This is a genomic window from Bacillus sp. NPDC057893 (assembly GCF_042796455.1).
Lineage (GTDB): Bacteria > Bacillota > Bacilli > Bacillales > Bacillaceae_G > Bacillus_A.
This window is the reverse complement of sequence record NZ_JBHVNG010000013.1, coordinates 1-13,871: the sequence shown is the minus strand read 5'-3', so window position 1 is coordinate 13,871 and position 13,871 is coordinate 1. Positions and strand designations below refer to the sequence as shown.

18 protein-coding genes and 3 pseudogenes are annotated in these 13,871 nt (G+C 33.5%); 14 read left to right on the top strand and 7 right to left on the bottom strand.

Going from position 1 to position 13,871, the window contains the following annotated elements; genetic code table 11:
- Window positions 1-192 precede the first annotated feature (192 nt).
- Window positions 193-425, top strand: a pseudogene (locus tag ACFVQC_RS26950) (hypothetical protein); the annotation flags it as partial.
- Between the two features lie 246 nt (window positions 426-671).
- On the opposite strand, the gene ACFVQC_RS26945 reads toward ACFVQC_RS26950, so the two are convergent.
- The 3 genes from ACFVQC_RS26945 to ACFVQC_RS26935 all read right to left on the bottom strand — a co-directional run bounded on the left by ACFVQC_RS26945 (window position 672) and on the right by ACFVQC_RS26935 (window position 2,729).
- Window positions 672-869 carry a YolD-like family protein gene (locus ACFVQC_RS26945; RefSeq protein WP_128280575.1) on the bottom strand — a complete coding sequence of 66 codons (198 nt, stop codon included), beginning with the start codon at window positions 867-869 and terminating at the stop codon, window positions 672-674.
- Window positions 870-1,254: 385 nt separating this feature from the next.
- Complete coding sequence (locus ACFVQC_RS26940; protein WP_002084593.1) at window positions 1,255-1,452, bottom strand: hypothetical protein; 198 nt, start codon at window positions 1,450-1,452, stop codon at window positions 1,255-1,257.
- A 704-nt stretch (window positions 1,453-2,156) separates the two neighbouring features.
- Window positions 2,157-2,729 (bottom strand): cupin domain-containing protein, encoded by a 573-nt coding sequence (locus ACFVQC_RS26935; RefSeq protein WP_377894769.1) that lies wholly within the window; start codon window positions 2,727-2,729, stop codon window positions 2,157-2,159.
- Between the two features lie 1,122 nt (window positions 2,730-3,851).
- Here ACFVQC_RS26935 and ACFVQC_RS26930 point away from each other — a divergent pair.
- Together ACFVQC_RS26930 and ACFVQC_RS26925 are read left to right on the top strand one after the other, a co-directional pair.
- Window positions 3,852-4,103, top strand: coding sequence for a hypothetical protein (locus tag ACFVQC_RS26930; RefSeq protein WP_377894766.1), 252 nt, complete (start codon window positions 3,852-3,854; stop codon window positions 4,101-4,103).
- Between the two features lie 434 nt (window positions 4,104-4,537).
- On the top strand, window positions 4,538-4,876 hold the full coding sequence (locus ACFVQC_RS26925; RefSeq protein ID WP_377899795.1) for a hypothetical protein: 339 nt from the start codon (window positions 4,538-4,540) through the stop codon (window positions 4,874-4,876).
- Window positions 4,877-5,006: 130 nt separating this feature from the next.
- On the opposite strand, the gene ACFVQC_RS26920 is transcribed toward ACFVQC_RS26925, so the two are convergent.
- Window positions 5,007-5,222 carry a spore germination protein gene (locus ACFVQC_RS26920; RefSeq protein ID WP_002084597.1) on the bottom strand — a complete coding sequence of 72 codons (216 nt, stop codon included), beginning with the start codon at window positions 5,220-5,222 and terminating at the stop codon, window positions 5,007-5,009.
- A gap of 448 nt (window positions 5,223-5,670) precedes the next feature.
- On the opposite strand from ACFVQC_RS26920, the gene ACFVQC_RS26915 reads away from it, so the two are divergent.
- The 7 genes from ACFVQC_RS26915 (at window position 5,671) to ACFVQC_RS26885 (ending at window position 9,987) form a co-directional block, all read left to right on the top strand.
- A complete protein-coding gene (locus ACFVQC_RS26915) occupies window positions 5,671-6,303 on the top strand; it encodes a Holliday junction resolvase RecU (RefSeq protein WP_377899793.1) in 633 nt (210 codons plus the stop codon).
- Window positions 6,304-6,441: 138 nt separating this feature from the next.
- Complete coding sequence (locus tag ACFVQC_RS26910; RefSeq protein ID WP_377899792.1) at window positions 6,442-6,897, top strand: hypothetical protein; 456 nt, start codon at window positions 6,442-6,444, stop codon at window positions 6,895-6,897.
- A gap of 578 nt (window positions 6,898-7,475) precedes the next feature.
- On the top strand, window positions 7,476-7,673 hold the full coding sequence (locus tag ACFVQC_RS26905) for a hypothetical protein (RefSeq protein WP_033712261.1): 198 nt from the start codon (window positions 7,476-7,478) through the stop codon (window positions 7,671-7,673).
- A gap of 370 nt (window positions 7,674-8,043) precedes the next feature.
- Window positions 8,044-8,235: a hypothetical protein gene (locus tag ACFVQC_RS26900; RefSeq protein WP_377894759.1), complete on the top strand. Its 192-nt coding sequence runs from the start codon at window positions 8,044-8,046 to the stop codon at window positions 8,233-8,235.
- Window positions 8,236-8,472: 237 nt separating this feature from the next.
- Window positions 8,473-8,667 carry a hypothetical protein gene (locus tag ACFVQC_RS26895; RefSeq protein WP_080017270.1) on the top strand — a complete coding sequence of 65 codons (195 nt, stop codon included), beginning with the start codon at window positions 8,473-8,475 and terminating at the stop codon, window positions 8,665-8,667.
- A 304-nt stretch (window positions 8,668-8,971) separates the two neighbouring features.
- Complete coding sequence (locus ACFVQC_RS26890; protein WP_377899791.1) at window positions 8,972-9,556, top strand: recombinase family protein; 585 nt, start codon at window positions 8,972-8,974, stop codon at window positions 9,554-9,556.
- Between the two features lie 152 nt (window positions 9,557-9,708).
- Entirely contained in the window at window positions 9,709-9,987 is a 279-nt protein-coding gene (locus ACFVQC_RS26885; protein ID WP_377894748.1) for a hypothetical protein, read from the top strand.
- A gap of 77 nt (window positions 9,988-10,064) precedes the next feature.
- Here the strand turns inward: ACFVQC_RS26885 and ACFVQC_RS26880 are convergent, their stop codons facing one another.
- Window positions 10,065-10,286 (bottom strand): hypothetical protein, encoded by a 222-nt coding sequence (locus ACFVQC_RS26880; protein ID WP_215557192.1) that lies wholly within the window; start codon window positions 10,284-10,286, stop codon window positions 10,065-10,067.
- 12 nt (window positions 10,287-10,298) lie between these two features.
- The gene (locus ACFVQC_RS26875; protein WP_377894746.1) at window positions 10,299-10,502 is read right to left on the bottom strand and encodes a hypothetical protein; all 204 of its coding nucleotides are present in this window, start codon (window positions 10,500-10,502) and stop codon (window positions 10,299-10,301) included.
- Between the two features lie 106 nt (window positions 10,503-10,608).
- On the opposite strand from ACFVQC_RS26875, the pseudogene ACFVQC_RS26870 reads away from it, so the two are divergent.
- Window positions 10,609-10,866: pseudogene (locus tag ACFVQC_RS26870) on the top strand (N-acetylmuramoyl-L-alanine amidase C-terminal domain-containing protein); the annotation flags it as partial.
- A gap of 275 nt (window positions 10,867-11,141) precedes the next feature.
- On the opposite strand, the gene ACFVQC_RS26865 reads toward ACFVQC_RS26870, so the two are convergent.
- Complete coding sequence (locus tag ACFVQC_RS26865; RefSeq protein WP_377899790.1) at window positions 11,142-11,483, bottom strand: YolD-like family protein; 342 nt, start codon at window positions 11,481-11,483, stop codon at window positions 11,142-11,144.
- A gap of 173 nt (window positions 11,484-11,656) precedes the next feature.
- Here ACFVQC_RS26865 and ACFVQC_RS26860 point away from each other — a divergent pair.
- The 3 genes and pseudogenes from ACFVQC_RS26860 to ACFVQC_RS26850 form a co-directional block, all read left to right on the top strand.
- A pseudogene (locus ACFVQC_RS26860) lies at window positions 11,657-11,862 on the top strand (N-acetylmuramoyl-L-alanine amidase); the annotation flags it as partial.
- Window positions 11,863-11,904: 42 nt separating this feature from the next.
- A complete protein-coding gene (locus ACFVQC_RS26855; RefSeq protein WP_377899789.1) occupies window positions 11,905-12,699 on the top strand; it encodes a MerR family transcriptional regulator in 795 nt (264 codons plus the stop codon).
- Between the two features lie 109 nt (window positions 12,700-12,808).
- Window positions 12,809-13,642 carry a CPBP family intramembrane glutamic endopeptidase gene (locus tag ACFVQC_RS26850; RefSeq protein WP_377899788.1) on the top strand — a complete coding sequence of 278 codons (834 nt, stop codon included), beginning with the start codon at window positions 12,809-12,811 and terminating at the stop codon, window positions 13,640-13,642.
- Window positions 13,643-13,871 lie beyond the last annotated feature (229 nt).

Sequence of the window (13,871 nt, the reverse complement as noted above, 5' to 3'; positions counted from 1 at the left end):
TATCATGTCCAGATAGCCTGGGGATATGTGTCAAACAGAATGAAATTCCAACCATAATTGCACAGGTTTAACAAGATCTTAAGGACTATATCACCCTAAAAGGGAAAATGGCTTTAAATCCAAGAAATCTGGTGAGACAGGGAGAAACGTATTCGTTCATTTTGCAGTCGACTGGAACGAAACAATTTAAATATAGGAAAACGTGTCGTGTCTAAAGTGGACAACCTATGTTTCTATGATTCTCCATATTGGCAGGATAATAATGTTGTAAGCATCTGTAGATGCAGGATTAGGATTTACTATAGACGCAAAAGTAACTGTCAATGGATCCACAATATAAAATACACAAAAGCAAAGGCAAAACTAAAAGGCATGAGCCCGGTACAATACCGGACCCATGCCCAAGAAGCTGCCTAATGAAATAACGTGTCTAACTTTTAGATGTCACTTTGTGGCCATAAAACAAAGTTTGATAAAAGGATGATTTAATTGAATATAGAAAAAGCGTGTTTTGAACAATCTTTTTTCGAACCACGCTTTTTTTATTTGCTCTTTTATCAAAGTTGATTAAATTAATTTAATCAAACTTTATTTCAAGGCTACACTTAGTTCTAAGTTTAAATTAAAAAGAAAAGAGGAGGTTTCTCCTTTTCTTTTTTGTTGGGTGAATTTTATTTTACGTCGATTATATTTGAAAACTGTAGTTTCATCTTGTTATAAAAAGAATCCGTGCATATCACAGCACTATTTAGCAGATCAATATCAACAATAGTCATATAGCTAGTGAGTAAATAACCGTCTTCATGATAAAAGCTTTTGATGTTATTACAAAATGTGAAATTATTCACTAATCGAGACATAGAAAACATTAATGCCTTACCGTAAAAAAAGACACCCTAAGGTGCCTTCCTCCGACTTGAACCAACTTAATTTTAGTAATATGTATTGGACTCCCATCCAAATAATATTTTACCATGTTAAGTTATTTTATTCAGGATGGGAATTCAGTGCAACAAAAAGTAATGAATAAAAGAGAAAATCCCTGCGGGGACAGGGATTTTATAGGAGAGATATTATTGTCGTACGGTGTCGGAATTTGGCGTATTCGACGAATTAATATTATCACGAGTTTTCAAGTAATTGTGATGGTTGATGTGTCAAAAATGTGTACGACTTTCATATAAAAGCGTTATTTGAATAGGAAAAGGGAAAAGAATTAAGTTCACTCGTTCTTAAGATTTTTCCCTTTGAAATTTACTGTTTGTTCGTTGTTCTATATACGTCTGAAATTGGTAGATCTTCGCCACGTAAAGCTTGAGTACTGTCCTTTTTGTTTGAATCATGTGCCTCCTGAGATGTTTCTTGCATTTGCTCTTGGGCCTTACTAGGAGTATTCAGCGCATCCAATGACACATGATCAAGTTGTTGACTTAATAGATTTTTTTTATCCATGTTATATAGCTCCTTTTTGAACTTAGATATAAAAACGATGTATTTTTAAATAGTTACGTGGGTATTATGTATTTTTGAATGGAATTATATACACAAACTATATTGAGAAATTAACTAATTATAAAAATAACTTGTGATGACAAACTTAAAAAATATAAAAATCATTAGTTCTTAATAAAACCGCTATTTGGTAGCCAGCTTTAAAAGTAAAAAGAGCTCCGTCTACTGGTCGGAGGCTCTTTTATGGAAATCAGTGAGTTTCGTTCGGTAATTCAATATATGTATAGCTTATTTTAGTGTGACAAGCTAATAAGAATAAAAGAGCAGCTAGCAAAAGCTAACTGCTCGGCTCTCCAAGGGGGAACAAGGAGAAAATCTACTGTCATATACAGTATTGACAGGCTGTTTATTAAATAATCATTCAATTATGGCTGGTTCCAAAAAAGTGACATACCAACAAAATATAAAATTATTAAAGGGACAAGTGCTACGAAAATGATTAAAGAAATCTTTATCCATGAATTTTTCATCAGTAAACCTTCTTTAGTAAGAATATTAACATCTATCTAAAATTTGAACGAAATAGTTATTTGAAAATTAAAGAGCGCTTTTTAAGGCGCTCTATGATCAAGATTTATTGTGATCTTTTTAGGTTTGTGGAGTATTTGAACAATAATTTAGTTTAAGACAAAGATAATTTCTTATTAGTAATACCGACTTGCTTCAGTAGACATGGCAATTGCTTTTGTTTCATGAACTGTACCATATGGATGCTCTGGAGGTGCATATATAGAGTAAATTTTAAGTGGTTTATTCCCCGTATTGATTACATTATGCCATTTTCCAGCAGGTATCATAATTGCATAGTCATCATAGGCCATTTCTTGAAAATATAATTTATCTTTGTTATCACCCATTTGAACAAGTCCCTGTCCTTCTTCAATACGTATGAATTGATCAGTTGTAGGGTGTACTTCTAAACCTATGTCATCTCCAACATTAATACTCATTAAAGTTACTTGTAAGTTTTTTCCTGTCCATAAAGCGGTGCGGTAAGTATGGTTTTGTTTAGTGGCCTGGTTAATATTCAATACAAATGGTCTAGCTCCATAATCTGTTAATCTAATGTTTTCACAATAAGGATTCCGGTTGTGATTCCAGGTGTTATTGTTGTTACTGTAATAATAAGGATTCCAATCATAAATCCAATTATTGTTATTCCAGATGCTATCCATTGAGCTTTGACATTGATAGTAAAAACGTGGATTATGTTGCATATCCAAGCTCCTCTCATGATTTTATCATTTACCTTTTATCCTATGCTGTTGTCTATTTATAGGAATGCAGAATAAGAGGAAATGGGTAGTAATAAAAAATCATAAGCAAACTTTATTATTTTTTTCTATGGAATATGAAAATAAAAGGTTAATAAAGGATGTACTATTGGTGTAAAAAAGAAAACTTAATAAAATCATTATTTAAATAAAAGAAACCCCGATTGTCTGCGGGGCTCCTAAGGGTAATCGTCAAGTAATGACGTACTCGACTAATTAACGATATCATGAATTTTTTGGTAAAAATACTGGTAAATGTGTCCAAATGAACGAGGGCATCATTTGGAACAAAACCGCTATTTTAATTTCAAACAAAAGAACAGTCAGCAAAAGCTAACTGCCCCATTTTGGAGGAAAATCAATTGTTACAGATTGGCGTATTCAAAGTATGGACATAAATTGGGGATTTATTCAGACAAAACTAAAAAGAGCACCTTCAAGTAGTGCTCTCAGTAAGTTGGGCCCTCAGAGAGTAGTGTGGCACACATGATAATATGAGGTGCAAATACCTAATAAAAAATCCATTTGGCACAACAAAGCAGCTAGCAAAAGCTAACTGCTTAGCCCCAAGTAAGAGAGCGGAGCGCTTTATTAGGTCTAAGGCTGAAATAAGGGTTTTAGATGTTAAGACCTAGGACCTAATATATAGTATGGATCTCACTTCAGAAATTATGTATATAAATTGTATTCATACAAAAATGGTTAAAAAACAAAGTAGCTAGCTCAATTAACTAACTACTTGTTGTACAAAAGAAATTAGGCCCTACAAGTAATGATGTGTAACTTTAAGTTACGGTTATAGTGTAAACAAGATTGGAAAAGTTATTCGGAAGTGAACTTAATAAAAATTTCATTTTGTATGTATTTGAAACACGAAAAAACACTTAATAAAGTGCTCTCGTGACGAGTTCATTCACTTAAAAGAAAGGATACACCATATCATACGGGATTTTTCAAAACGTGCGTGGATAAATTAATTAGTATTTGTAAAAAAGCAGCTAGCAAAAGCTAACTGCTCGGCTGGTTCTCCAAGGGGGAATGGAGAAAGGCTAGGGACTTCATTAAATGAGTTCTGGCTATCGCCTACCTATATTATTGACGGAATATTTAGTTTTATTCAGAGGGGAAAATAAAAAGCTAGGATTTCTCCTAGCAATAAAAGGTATGTCGTACATAAATGAGATATTTGCAAATCAATTATTTGCACTTTTAGTATATAAAGTTTTTTGGTTAAAAGGAATGAATTCTAATAATCTTTACAAAGATTTAATATCAAATTTGAATTTTATAAGAAAGAGGGAAAAAGATGAAAAGTGAATTAATATGTCCAAATTGTAATGAAAAATTAGATATAGATACGAACGAGGATTTAATATTCCTTAACTGTTCGAATAAAAAGTGTAGTTATGAAAGTGTAATAGACATGGATTGTATTTCTGAATAAAAGCATTATTTTAATCGAAAAGGGGAATACGGGGATAAAATAAGGCCGCACCTTTTATCGGAACGGCCTTACGAATGCCTTGTGCTGGAGTTTGACACAAATGGCTTAAGATGTTTTCTCTAAGCAGTATGGACAAGGAATTTTACGATTATACGTAAAAACGGCAGGTAATTGACTAATTTACCCGCCATGTTTTTAAACGATACGGAGGAGAGAGCTCCGATTTGAAAGAGTGAAGCCGGTGGGAAGTCGGCTTGCAGGTAGTATGTGTAATATAAAAAAGATTATTCGAAAAGGGGAATAAGAGATGGATAAAACAACAGTAGTTGAATTGATAGCTAAAACAATAGTGGATGCTTCTGAACGAGGGAAAGATTATTCGTGGATGTATGATACCGATAATTATCATTTAGATCGGTTGTGTGAGGAATTAGATATTAGTCTTGAAGAAATTCAGGACATAGTTACAACGAGAAAAAGTATACATACCTATGAAGATTTAGTAACACATTGCAAAGAAATACTTTCAAGGGGATGGACGGAACAAGCGGTTTATAACTTTATGGATAATTACTCAGGATGGGCTCCAGACAGTATAACTTTTGCAATTGACGAAGCGAATAAAAGAGCAGCTAGCAAAAGCTAACTGCTCATCTCCAAGGAAGTCTCGATTAGTACGGTTACACATAAGAGATTTCCGGCTGTTTAACAGCCTATCTATATTATTTACGGAATATTGAGTTTTATTCAGGGGAGGAAGAGGAAAATGAACAATTCTAGACTGTTCCAACTTGGTTTTGATCTGCAATATCAGAATCGTATGTGTTTGTTGCACTAACACCGCTAAAGGTATTGGCAACAAAAGCAACAGTTGATGATCCTGAACCATTATAAGCTTTTGTATTTTCCTTTGGAGAAACGTTATAAAAATCACCTAAATTGAAAGAACCGTTACTATTTTGTACAACCAGATTTCCAACAACAGATGGCATAGTTTTCACCTGCTTTCCAAGGAAGTATTTAAATTAGTATATGGTGTATGCGTCTAGAGGTTCATCTAGATCTGAAAACTTTGAAATGAAGTTTGTTAGAAAACATAACAAAATAATCCTTTTACGAAAAAAGGTCCTGTTGTCTCCAACAGAACCTTTCCTAAAATGGCAAAGAGTAACTCTTACCTTACTCTTCCGCTATATAATACACAAAACACGTATAGATGTGTAGAACAAGAAATTCCAATATAATTATTCGAATAAAGTGTTTAAAAGTATCCTGTCGGGGTTTAATATAAGGAATTAAATTACAAATGTTGATTTATCAATGGATTTTAATAATGTACTAGAAAATGGTAGTTAATAAAGAGATATTACAATAATAAAATATGAAATATTGCATATTCAATTGAAATAGAAATTCACAAGTGGAAAGCGAGGAATAACAATGGGACTAGGAAACCGTGGGATGGCATTTGAAATGCTTATCAATCTAGCGAATGAAATGTATCAAAGAGGGGGAGTGGCGCTTATAAACAAGCGTCCAACTCCTGTAAAGGTGTTAAAGAGTAAAGGTGGCCGTGTATTAAATGGATTCTATGAAGCTAAAAGTACAGTAGATTATGACGGCGTGTATAAGGGACGAGCTATTGCATATGAAGCGAAGTCAACACAAAGTCTTACACGATTCGATTTAAGTAACATTGCGCAGCATCAACTGGATTACCTGGAGAAAGCAGAGAAGATGGGAGCGATTTGCTTCTTCCTTATAGAGTTTAGCAAGGATAAGTCAGTATTCGTAGTACCACTATCAGTCATCCAATCTTATGTAAGGATGTCACAACAGCCAAAGGGTAAGAAGTCAATACCAAGAGCAGACTTTGATATTTATGGGTACCTGGTAAATCAGACGGAGCGAGCACCAGTTGACTATTTACAATACATCGATGAACAAGGATTAATTCCAGTTATGTTAGATATTATGATTCAAATTGATCAGGACCATAAAAAGGTAGCGAATAACATTGAAGCAGCGAAAGAGAAAATGAACAACAAGAAACGTAAATTATTAAAGGCTTAATGGATAACTGAACAATGACTAACAGTGTAGTGGGGGCTGTATTGTAGTCATCGTTCCCTTATTCAGTAGTTATATATTAAAATTTCACGTACTTTATGTAATGTTAAAAAGACAAATTCAGAAATAGGAGGATTTACCATGACAAACATTTATCAAAACTTAGGTGAAGAAATCGAATTAATGGAGATTGAATTAAAGGACTTGAAGTTAGAGCATAAATACTTGATGAAAAACATGCATATGAACGCTCCTAAATTTAATGGAGTAACAGACTATAGCAAGGACCATGTAACAGGTGGACAAATTCCATTAGCATTAGATGAAATAGCAGGTCGTCATGATCGCATTGTGGAGAAGTCAGAAAGATTAAAGCAACGTATTGCTGATAAGAAAGTATTAATGGGAGAAGCACAGTTTGTGATGAGTAAGAAAAAGGGAATAGAACAACAGATTATTTATTTGCGAGATGTAATGGGATTCAATTTAAAACAGGTTGCTAGTGAGCTAGGTTATAGTTATGACCATATTAGAAGAGTGAGCAGCAAAATGAAAAGAAGCCACAATCATGCTACAACGATGACACATTGTTCTTGATATTTAGGTGATACACTATTATTACTGAGAGGTAGCGGAAACTACTTTCAAGGTCTTGATTTCGAAATGGATTGTTTTACAAATGTGGTGATGGTTCGTTCGATTGGATGAACTGTAGCGTTATGAAAATATAGGTCTAAACGAGCAGAGAGTTTCCGCTCTTTGTTTGAGCCAATACAGCTGAACCTTCCCCTCAGTCTTATGTGTTGGTTCAAACAAGGCGTCGGAAGAAACATTTACGTCTTGATATTAATTCTTTATAATTCGATATTGGTCTGCGAGGGTGAAAATGACATTAAGTAGCCGAAGTATTGAGCCGACTCTACGGAGTATAAACGAGAAGATTCTTAGTCTTCTCCCAGTCACCGAACACAGGGTGTGTAGCCATACAAGTTGATGCGGTGGCTTGGAGAAGGTTGAGAGTAATCTTGACCTTGGAAGAGAAACTTTGCCATTTGTTTTCTCTCTTTTCTCCCATCCCCTTTAGAGCTGTCACCTTTCGGTGATGGCTTTTTGTTTTGTAGGATATACTTCTTTTCTGTCGAATAGATAGATATCAGGAGGTGGAGAATATGAAAATGAAAAAATTTATAATTAACATAGAAGCAGTCGATGGTAAACAACACGAATTTGAAGTTGAGTATAAAAAGACAGTAACTGTTACTGATATAGAGAATTCTATACAAGCTAGAGAAGCTAGATTCTTCAGGTTTGGAGATCGTATGATTAATTTGGACAATGTATTCTCTTTAGTGGTAAAAGAAAAGAAAGATTAAAAGAAAAAAGCATCTATAACGGGTGCTTTTTTCTTTGTTATATAGAAATTACACATTAAACCAGTGAACATTCTAATAAGACAAGCATATGATGAATTCGTGGGGACGAGTTATCATATGAGGTGAAACTTGGAGCGCCATACTTATTTGTTGAAGGGTACCTAATGACGGGTACTCTTTTTATTTCGCACCTTTTAATAAGGACAAGCATATATTGGAGTATGGGGTAGCCCCACTTCATATATTTGAGCACCTGCAATCGTAAGGTGCTCTTTATTTTTTACAAAATGGACATTTGGTTTAAATGAGTATATAAATAGGAAGAATCTAATTATTGAATTCACATTTTAATCCAAGAGGTACAAATTCGATGCGACGTGAAAAGGATTTGTTGAAACAATGGAAGGTTGATTTGCAAGCTGTTCAAGAAGAGAAGAGGCTGAAGAAGAAGGCTAAGAAAAAGAATAAGAAATATAGCATTTCTGGTAATACAGCTGACTTTATGAATGACAAGAATACTTATCGTAAAGAGAATGGGGTATGGAAGCAAAGAAATAAATGACATGAGGGTAAATCAATGGATTAAACCAATAGAAATTTTCGTAGGCGCTGCCGTGATCTAGGTGGCGTCTTGTTTGTTGTTAAGGGATGATAAGGGGTGAAATAGACTTGCAATTTGAAGATTAAATACGAATATTATTATTCTATAATGCAAAACATAGACTAATAAACAAGCTGTTTTTAACTTTTAATCATAGAATATGAGGAATTCTATTGTTAAGAGGAGGTAATCATATTTATGGGATGTAATTGTAATTTCAGACATTGCAGAGATTGTAATAGATTTTGGGATGATTTAATGTTTTGCAGACGCAGACATAGAGATTGTGATGACCGTCGTTGTAGACGTGACCGTGACTGCGATTGTGATGAATGCCGTCGCAGACGTAATCATGATCGTGACTGTGATCGCGATAATCGTCGAGATTGGTAAATTCCTTTGAATGAGTGTGCTTCTTCACAGCACTCTTTTTTTGTTTATGGGTTTTCTAAATTAATACGTATTAAATACGAAGAATGTAGTTGCAATTCGATTTAAGGTCTAACAAAACAAACGAACACAACGAACGAAAATAGAGATAGTTAAATGTCCTGTTTAGGTCTATCCTATACGGACGCGAAAGAGAAAACGAATTTACTATACTTCTCGGTGTCCTGTTTACATGTACGGAAAGCAAATGATATTATGTACTTAGAATTAATTTCCGAACACGTTAACGGACGAAGGGGAAGATATTATGATAATTGGTTATGCTCGTGTTTCTACACAAGAACAAAATTTAGCTAGGCAGTTGAAACAGCTAAATGATTATGGATGTGATCATGTGTATGAAGAGAAAACAAGCGGAGCAACAACAAACAGAGAAGAACTACAATTGATGCTCGATAGTTTAAAAGAAGGTGACACGATTGTTGTTACTGATTTAACTCGTATTAGTCGTAGCACAAAGAATTTATTTGAACTAATTGAGGTTATTAAGAGTAAAGGAGCTTCAATTAAATCTATAAAAGATACATGGCTTGATACTACGAGTGATAATCCATACAGTACTTTCTTACTTACTGTAATGGCTGGTGTTAACCAGTTAGAAAGGGACTTGCTTAAGATGCGCCAACGAGAAGGCATAGACCTTGCTAAACAACGTGGCGTATATAAGGGAAGGCCTAAAAAATACGGTGATAAAAACCCTAAAATGGAGCATGCTTTAGAGCTGCTTGCCAATCGTGAAGAGAACGGATATACAGTTAAGAAAATATGTGAAGTAACTGGTGTAAGCCGTACTGTTCTTTATGAAAGAGCGAAAGAAAAGGGGATTATGTAGATTTTAAAGTAGCGAATCTGCTACTTTTTATTTTATAAAATAAATTGTTTCTGAGTAGAAATGAAAATAGGGGTTTGCCTTAAGCATTTAATTATAATCAAGAATATGAGTATAGAAACAGGTTGATTTTTGTAATGACGGAGGGGATTGTTGTGGACATAACTCAAAGTGTGGCAAGAATAGTGGTTAATGGGAAAGACCTTCCGTTCACTTCAGTTCAAACCTCTGCATGGAATCATGGGCCTGTAAATGATTTAATCGTTTCGACGAATCAGAGAGTGAATGAGCTTTATCAATTCATGTGGGCACAAGTACCAGTTACGATCTCGGTGTATTTTCTTCAAGGGGCGGACTTAATGAGATTCGCTAGGATTGCTGGAATTAATGAACGTGTAACGGGAGAATATATATATCATTTCATTTGGGGATAAGAAGAATTCAAAGTAGCTTAACAGCTTCTTTTTATTTTGCATACAAAAAAAGGAAACCGCAAAGGGTCCCTTTTATATTACGCTGCCTTATAATTTTTATTTTTAATCCTATTTCTAGTATCCATAAATGCGGCGAATGTCGCTATAGCACTACCTAAATCATAAACCGGGAATTTGTGGGCAAAAGCAAGTCCTACAATGAAATTGTAGCTGTATATAAAGCATGTAATGCCAAACAACCATAACATGAACTTCAAATCTTTTAAGCTCAATCTATAATTCTTAATTTTTTTCCACATATATATCAACTCCTATTGTTCTGAGGTTCTATAGTTTTTCTTGTTGATCTCTCGCATGTTTACGATAAAGAATAGAAGGAAGATAACAGCTGCGATGCCATTAACCCAGTAGTACGTATGTCCCATTGTGAATCCATCATAGAAGGAATAGGCATTCCAAATTATAAGGATTACTGAGCAGATAGTAGAGGTCAATAATGAACCAAAACTTCTCATGATTTTCACCTCGATTCAAAGTTTTAGAACTTTTTATACAATTATACATTTAAATAAAAAGATTTACAAAAGGAATTACCATAAGGAGGAGTTATGACGAGTTACTTCCTACGTATGCGCTATAATGGGACAAACTGTTGGGAATGATGGAGGAAACGGCGGTTCTAATGGTGGATATCAATACGTTAAGTCAGGTGGATCCTTAGATGAAGATATTCAAGCTATGGCAGAACGAGGAATAAAAGGTAGCGTTAATGTTGATCCAATTTCTGGACTATGTTATATCCAAACCGATGTCCTACCTAATGCAGAGTTAGATAAGATTACTTGGTGGATGGATACTAGACCAGGTGGTAAATGGTGATATGAATATATCAAAGTGAGATAATAGTTGAAGCGTCCTTAATCGGGCGTCTTCAACTATTATCTAAATGCTTCCTTAGCTTTCTCTATTGAGTTCTGTTCCTCTTTTGTATTTGTAAATTCGATAACCATAACAGACAGTCCAAAACATAAACAAACAGCCTTTATCTTGCTAACTCTCACAAGAACGTACACGTTTGCTCTATCTGTATTTAACCTAGAATACAAGATTCTTTCATTTTTATTCCCGGTTATATTTGAAAAACTGTATGTTTTTTATTTCAAATCAATTATATCTATAAAATTAAGGAAAATTCTGTTATAAGATGCATCAGTGCAAGTTATTAAATTCTTTATCGGATTTATGTCAGTTACAGTCACATATCTAGTAAGCAAATGACCATCTCTATAATAAGTAATCAATATCTTCTCTTCAGAAAGAAATGAACATAATAACTTATTTTCAATAATTTCTTGTTCGTCTTGGGTTAATGTAGGGCGCTCCACTTTTGTTTGTTTTTTAACAATCTTACCAATACCGATGAATTTCTTCGGTATCGGAGCGAATGGAGTCCGCTTAACCATTCCTATTCCTTTTGGCATATGTGTATAGTTCATGCTGTATATCTCCCTAATTGCTATTAATAACTGTATCATTATATCAATTTTTGGAGATGTTAGGATTATTTATGTAATTATAAAATAAACATTTAGAGGTTTTTGGCTCCGTATAAAATCAACCCAATTTAACTAAGTATGATTTATATATATAGTAGGAGAAATTACTGTGTAGTCCCTTTGTAGGTAAGCGTGTTGTTGCTAAGGTTAATAATCTACGTTTCAATAATACCTTTCTTGGCAGGGGAAAGATGTCGCTGGAACTGTAAATATAGGTAAAGGGTTTATAATTGACGAAAAAGTAAAGGTCAACGATTCACAGCAATATAGAGTGCACAATAGTAAAGGAAAAATATACACTTCTACTTTTCTATTTTGATGAAGGATACATGTATCTTTAGATACATTAGAGGAGAATATAATGTACACAATTGGACAAGTCGCTAAATTTTTAGGTGTATCTAGGGATACTTTGAAATTTTATGAAGAAAAGGATTTGGTCAAGCCTAAGCAAAATATTGAGAATGGGTATAGAAAATATAATCATTTTGATATATATGATATAACAGCGGTAAATTTCTATAGGGAAATGGATATCGAAATAAAAAAAATTCAGGAATTAAGAAAAAGTAAGAGTGTAGAGGGAATAAAATCATTGTTAGAGAAGAAAGAACAAGAGGTATTAGAAGAAATAGAATATAAAAAGATTCTTTTAAAAAAGCTTCAAAGTGTAAAAGAAGATTGTGAAAAAATAAAGAAATTCTTAGGGGAATACATAGTAAAAGAAACGGAGCCTTTAGAAATAAAAGGAGAGATAGAACATTTTACTGCGTATGATGAATATGAAACTCTAAAAAAGAACCCAGATAGCTTAAAAAAAGCGGTTACTCTAACATCTTTACGAAGAGTCATAAGTTTTAATGAAGAAGGTATTATAGAAGATAAATTTATAATTGGAAGAAAAGTAGAGGACTTTGATAAAGAAATAGAAGGTGAAGTTCTATCTCATCCAAAATGTATTTATACAGTTATTGAAGATGGAAGATGGGCAACTGGCGGGAAAAGTATTGATCATAGCGTGGAAGCAAGTTTAAGAAAGGTAGCAATAGAAAAAGGGTATGAACTTTTAGGACTAGTTTATATAAATCTATTACTTACCACTTATGAAGATGGGCTAGAACGTATATTTTTAGAAATTTATGCACCTATAAAATAATGCAGACATGTATTGACCTGTGAGTAACTCCTAGGTTTAAGCTGAAGATATTCGCAAATATAAATACTATTATGTTTACGAAATACTTAGTTTGAAATGGGGATTACGCATGAATAGAGAAAAGAAACTAAAAAAACCAGTAGCAAGTTTTATTCTACTAACCAATATCATTTTTTTGCCACTTTTTTTGCTTGTAGGAGCTATAAGTGTGTTGGGATTTCCTGCGTGGGTCTTTGATGTAATGTTTTGTATATCATCTTGGTCCTCAACTTTTGCTTTTGCATTGCTATTTAAAAAAATCTATCCTAGGCAGAGTTTTATCCAATTTGTAAAAGGTAAATTTAAGAATAAACTTAAATTATCTGTGATTCTTACTGTGAGTATGATTCAAGCATTCATATTTTTGATGATTTTGTTTCTCATATCTAAAAATAGTGAAGTAGACTCTATTTTTACTGTATCTTCATGGGGCATGCTAATCTATTTCTTTGTTAAAAACTTTCTTGCAGGGCCATTAGGAGAAGAAATAGGATGGAGAGGTTTTGCTCAAATTGAACTCCAAAAGAAGCATTCGCCATTAAAAGCTTCGATAATCATAGGGTTCTGGTGGGGGATGTGGCATCTGCCTATATGGTTTACTACAGGATTTGTTGGCATTGATTTATTCGAATATATCTTATTTTTTATGATTTCAATCATATCCATTAAAATCATCATGACAGCATTTTATAACTTAAATCAAAATTTAATCATCCCAATCATCATCCACCAATTCTTTAATTTTTTTATTGGCATAATAAATGGAAACTTAATTGATTTAATCATGTATAACGCAATTTTTTATTTAGTAGTAGCAGTTTTAATCATTGTTATAAATCCAAAAAAAGTATTGTATGGAAAGGAAGATACAAACATTACTATTGGAAAGTATCATAGGGTATAGTGATAGCTTTATCAAACTTTTTTTGAAAAACAAGGAAATGAAATGTAGCGATGGAAAATATAATTATAAGTATATCGCTATTGGAAGATGGTGAATTATGAAAAATAATATAAATGTTTATATAGGGGTAGTTGCACATCGCTATCAAGCTAACAAAATAAAATCCCCCCTAAAATGAAAAAATACGCTATTCTTTCTGTAGAATCATAGGAAAGGATGGCGTTTTTGT